The following is a 2,227-nucleotide window of genomic DNA, read 5'->3' as shown; positions in this document are numbered from 1 at the left end:
GCGGTGGCGGCGGAGGTCGCACAGTCCATGATCCCGGCGAAGGTCCTGGACAGGCCGCCCGGACCAGTGATCGTGAACCGGTACGCGCGGTCCTCGCCGACCTTCACCAGGGTGGTCTCCGACCTGCCGGGCGCGACGGTGTGCTTCTTGCCGGCCAGCTCGTAGGTGAAGGGGGCGTCGCCCTGGTTGTCGGCGGTGACGTCGACGCCGCCCTTGGCGCAGTTCTTCCGGGCGGACAGGGCCGGGGCGGCGCCCTTGCCCGTCCAGTGCGCGGTGGCGCCCGCGGAGACGGCGCTCTCGCTGGAGCCGGCCAGGATCTGCGTCTGGGTCGTGGTGTGGTCGCCGATGAGGACCCGGCCGACCGGGACCTTGGCGGCGCCCGTGGCCTTCAGCGACATGGAGCCGTCGGGGGCGCCCGCGGGGACGTCCACGTAGAACTCGCCGCCGTTGCCGGTGGCGGCGACGGGCTTGCCGTCCTTGTCGACGATCTTCACGCCCCGGGCCACGGCCGCACCCGAAGGAGTGATGGTGACGCTGCTCGCCGTGGTCCGCACGGCGACCGGGCCGAGCTTCCGGCCGGGCTTGCCGGAGAGCGCCGGCGGCGTGAGGGTCAGGGACGCCTCGGGCTCCTCGACGTCCTTCGCGCTCTTGTAGAGGTAGTCGGCGAGCTTCTCGGCGGCGGGGTCCTTCGCGTCGACCTGGGCGCCGTCCGAGTACCGCCAGATGGCCACCTGGGTGCCCGCGGCGGCGGTGTTCGCGTCGAGGGGGCCCGTACCGGCGTCCTTGGCAAGCGCGGCGAGGTCGTTCACCTGGGGGTAGGAGTGCTGGAGGATCCAGCGGATCTTCCCCGCGTCCTTGTTGGCGTGCAGGGACGACTCGCCCCAGCCGACCTCGCGGTAGCGCGCTCCGTCCACCCGGTTGGTGAGGATGTCGATGCAGTACGTCTGCAGCGTGCCGCCCCCGTCGACCTTCATCTCGAACAGGCCCGCGGGGACCTCGCCCGTCCTGCGCCGGTCGTGCACCACGGCGCCCGAGCCCGCGGTGATGCCGCCGAGCGTGGCGGCGACGCCCCCCGGGTTCTGCGGCGCGTCGTCCGCGGCGGCGGGGCCCGCCGCGGCTATCGTGCCCACCGCGGTCAATCCCGTCGCCAGGGCGGCTGCGGCAAGGCGGGCGGATCCCCGCCTCCTGACAGAAATCATCGACTTCCTTCCGGGCGAACGCAGAACAAGTCGGCGCGCCTCGCCACCGAACTCACGACTCAGAAGCCCCCGTTGCACGCTGTCGCGCGCGGCCGTAGACACGCCGCCGCGGCCCCCCGTGACACGTTGCTGTGAACGTGATCTTAAAGAGCGAGCGGGACACCATCCCCACGGGAGGGGCCGCTCAATCGATCCGAATCGGAATCGTTACCGGGGGCACGCTGCCTGACCTGGCAATATCGATAAATCACCGGGACAGACCAGGTCATTTCAGAAGGGCGGCGACTCCGCGCCGGCGGGGACGGCCTCCGGATCCGGAACGGCTCGGGAGGGTGATGGAGCAGATCCCGGAGCGGGTCCCGGAGCGGACGGCTCCGCCGGCAGCGCCCTCGCCGGTGACACCCTGCGGAACACCGACGTCCCGCGGCTCAGGTCGTGGCCGACCGACACCGCGTCAATCTCCGCCGACAGCCACCGCTTCCCTTCGCGCTCCTCCTCGCGGATGCGCAACTTGCCCTGCACCACGACCGGTTCCCCCACGTCCAGCGACGCCACCACGTTGGCCGCGAGCGCGCGCCACGCCCACACGGTGTAGAAGCTCGTGTACGCGTCCGCCCACTCCTCCTTGGACCGGTCCCAGTGGCGCACCGTCGCCGCCAAGCGGAACCGCGAGGACGGCGAGCCGTTCGCCGCCTCCCGGTAGTCCGGCTCCGTCGCGACGTTTCCCACGACCGTCACCAGCGTCTCGTTCATACGGACCGCCCTCCCCCGTTGTGGAACCACCTGCTCGGTGCCTCGTGAAGCAATGCTGCCTTCGCGCGGCACATCCCGCTGAGGGCTGTGGACCAGGGGCCGGTTGTGGAGAACTGCGTCACCCTCACGGGCTCACGGGCTCACGGGCTCACGACGACGGTCCCGTCTCCCTCACCCCTCGCCGGCCGCGATCACGTACTGGGCGCGCACCTCCTGATACCGCAGCAGCTCCGCCGCCACGGGCTCCAGCACCCGCTCCCGCCCACAGCCCGCGG

At 71.8% G+C, this 2,227-nt stretch carries 2 protein-coding genes; both read right to left on the bottom strand.

Translation table 11 applies throughout. From position 1 onward, the window contains the following. A partial coding sequence (locus V7793_RS36650) for a Cys-Gln thioester bond-forming surface protein (RefSeq protein ID WP_336014003.1) occupies window positions 1-1,130 on the bottom strand: 1,130 nt, incomplete at its 3' end. Window positions 1,131-1,469: 339 nt separating this feature from the next. Next, complete coding sequence (locus V7793_RS36645) at window positions 1,470-1,952, bottom strand: single-stranded DNA-binding protein (protein WP_336014002.1); 483 nt, start codon at window positions 1,950-1,952, stop codon at window positions 1,470-1,472. Window positions 1,953-2,227 lie beyond the last annotated feature (275 nt).

This window comes from Streptomyces sp. KLMMK (assembly GCF_036961605.1).
GTDB classification, from domain to species: Bacteria; Actinomycetota; Actinomycetes; order Streptomycetales; family Streptomycetaceae; genus Streptomyces; species Streptomyces telluris.
Note: the sequence above shows the minus strand (reverse complement) of the source record. Positions and strands in the feature narration are given on the sequence as shown.

Bases quoted from the DNA above. Each gene is read 5' to 3' on its own strand.
- V7793_RS36645 (WP_336014002.1), bottom strand. From the start codon at position 1,952: ATGAACGAGACGCTGGTGACGGTCGTGGGAAACGTCGCGACGGAGCCG.